This window comes from Streptomyces sp. NPDC051582, from assembly GCF_040681715.1.
GTDB lineage: Bacteria > Actinomycetota > Actinomycetes > Streptomycetales > Streptomycetaceae > Streptomyces.
Genome location: NZ_JBFAZJ010000094.1, coordinates 1 through 2,825 on the forward strand (window position 1 = coordinate 1; position 2,825 = coordinate 2,825).

General features: G+C 69.2%; 1 protein-coding gene. It reads right to left on the reverse strand.

Annotation, left to right across the window (positions count from 1 at the left end; all coding sequences use genetic code 11):
* Positions 1–2,798, reverse strand: a 2,798-nt coding sequence (locus tag AB0M92_RS39170; RefSeq protein ID WP_366107173.1) for a condensation domain-containing protein, incomplete at its 3' end; no start/stop codon positions are given.
* Between the last annotated feature and the right edge of the window lie 27 nt (positions 2,799–2,825).

Genomic DNA, 2,825 nt, shown 5'->3' on the forward strand with positions numbered 1-2,825 from the left:
ACCACACCCTTCGGCCGACCCGTCGAACCCGACGTATAAATCACATACGCCACATGCGAAGACAACACCGAAGACAGCCGGTCACTGTCGGACAGGTCTCCGCTGTCCTGGCCCGCCACGGTCTGCCGGACCCCGGGATCGTCGAGCAACAGGTGCGGTGCAGTGCTGCCCTGGGGGAGCAGGGCCGCAGTGGCCGTCTCCGTCACGACCAGGACGGGTTCGGCATCCGCGAGCATGTACGCGATCCGCTCCGCCGGGTACTCCGGATCCACCGGCACATAACCCGAACCACTCTTCAGCACCGCGAGCAACGCCACGACCAGATCCACCGACCGCGGCAACGCCACCGCCACCAGACGCTCCGGACCCGCACCACACGCCACCAGATGACGGGCCAAACGATTCGCCCGGGCATTCAACTCCGCGTAGCTCAGCTCGACCCCGCCACTGACCACGGCGGCAGCATCGGGCCTACGCGCGACCTGGGCCTCGAACAGCTCCGGCAACGCCGCATCCGGAACCTCGGCAACGGCCCCGTGCCACTCGGTCAGGATCTGCTCGCGCTCGTCGGGCCCCAGCAGTTCGATCTCGCTGACATGCAGGTCGGGTTGGGTGACGACTGCTCGCAGTACCCGTACCAGCCGGTCCGCGAGGTGCTGAACGGTTCCCTCGGCGAACAGATCCGTCCGGTAGTCCAGCTGCCCCCGCAGACCCGCCGGGGTCCCGTCGGCGCCGTGGGTCTCCCCCAAGGTGAACGACAGGTCGAACTTCGCCACCGACCCCTGCACCTGTTCCGGCCGCACGCTCAGGCCGGGCAGCGCGAGATGGGGATCAGCCGCGCTCTGGAGCGTGAGCATGATCTGGAAGAGGGGGTGGCGAGCCATGGAGCGGGCGGGGTTGAGGAGCTCCACCAGGCGCTCGAACGGCACGTCCTGGTGCGCGAATGAGGCGAGGTCGGTTTCGCGGACCCGTTCGAGGACTTCCCTGAACGTCGGATCGCCCGAGACATCGCTTCGCAGGACGAGCGTGTTCACGAAGAACCCGACGAGATCGTGCAGGGCATCGTCGGTACGGCCCTCGACGGGGGTACCGATCGGGATGTCCTCGCCGGCGCCCATCTTCGACAGCAGCACCGCAAGGGCCGCCTGCACGGTCATGAACAGGCTCGCCCCGGAGGCACGGGACAGCTCCACCAGACGGGCATGCACTTCCGCCGGTACGTGCACGTCCACCGAGGCGCCCTCGTGCGACGCCACCGCGGGGCGCGGGTGGTCAACCGGCAGCTCCAGCTGCTGGGGCACCTCGGCCAAGGCTTTGCGCCAGTAGGCCACCTGGGCGGAGATCACACTGTCCGGGTCCTCCTCGCTGCCGAGGAGATCGCGCTGCCAGAGCGTGTAGTCCGCGTACTGCACCGCAAGCGGCCGCCATTCCGGGGCCTGCCCCTGACAGCGGGCCGCGTACGCCTGCGACAGATCCCGGGCCAGCGGCGCCATGGACGAGCCGTCCGCTGCGATGTGGTGGACCACCATCACCAGAACCCACTCGGCCGGAGCATCCGCGACCTCCAACAGCCGCACCCGCCACGGCAGATCCCGCTCCAGATCGAAGCCCGTGGCAGCCGACCGGCCCACGACCGAGGCGACTGCTTCGGCAGACACGGTTTCCACGCTGACGGTGGGGACTCCCGCAGCGCCCTGCCGTATCTCCTGCCGCGGCTCGCAGTCCACCTGCGGGAACACCGTCCGCAGACTCTCGTGCCGGCCCGCGACGTCCGCCAGGGCGGCCCGCAGCGCCTCGACGTCCAGCGCACCGGTCAGGCGGAGGGCGAGGGGGATGTTGTAGGTGGCGGAGACGCCTTCGAGCTGGCCCAGGAACCACAGACGACGCTGCGCGAACGAGACCGGCAGGACTTCCGGCCGCACCCGCCGCGCCAACGGCTCACGGACCCGGCCACCCTCGTCGAGCCGGTCCACGAGGCCCGCGACGGACGGAGCCTCGAACAGGGAACGGATGCTCACCTCCACCCCGAGAACGGTCCGGATCCGGCTCACCAGGCGCGTCGCCAACAGCGAATGCCCACCCAGGTCGAAGAAACCGTCGTCGATCGACACCGACTCCACGCCCAGGACCTCAGCGAAGAGCCCGCACAGGATCTCCTCCCGCGGCGAGCGCGGCCCACGGCCCGCTCCCACCGCCGCGTACTCCGGGGTGGGCAGAGCACGCCGGTCCAGCTTGCCGTTCGGCGTCAACGGCAGCGCATCGAGCACGACGAACGCGGACGGCACCATGTAATCCGGCAGCCGATCCGCGACGTACCGGCGCAGGACCGCAGCGTCGAAGTCCACCGCCCCAACCACGACATAGGCCACGAGGCGCTTGTCGCCCGGCTGATCCTCCCGGACCACGACGGCGACCTGGCCCACCGATTCGTGACCCGCCAGGACGGCCTCGATCTCGCCCGGCTCGATACGGAAACCCCGCACCTTCACCTGGCCATCAGCACGCCCCACGAACTCAAGGACGCCGTCCCCCGTCCAGCGCACCACATCACCGGTCCGATACATCCGCGAACCAGCCACCACCGCAAACGGATCCGCAACGAACCGCTCCGCCGTCAGGTCAGGCCGATCGACATACCCGCGCGCCAGACCCGCACCCGCCACATACAACTCACCCGCCACACCCACCGGCACCGGCGACAAACCCGCATCCAGCACATACACCCGCGTATTCCACACCGGACGCCCGATCGGCACGGAGCCGTCAGCCGCACGGCACTCCCACAACGTGACGTCCACCGTCGTCTCCGTCGGACCAAACGAATT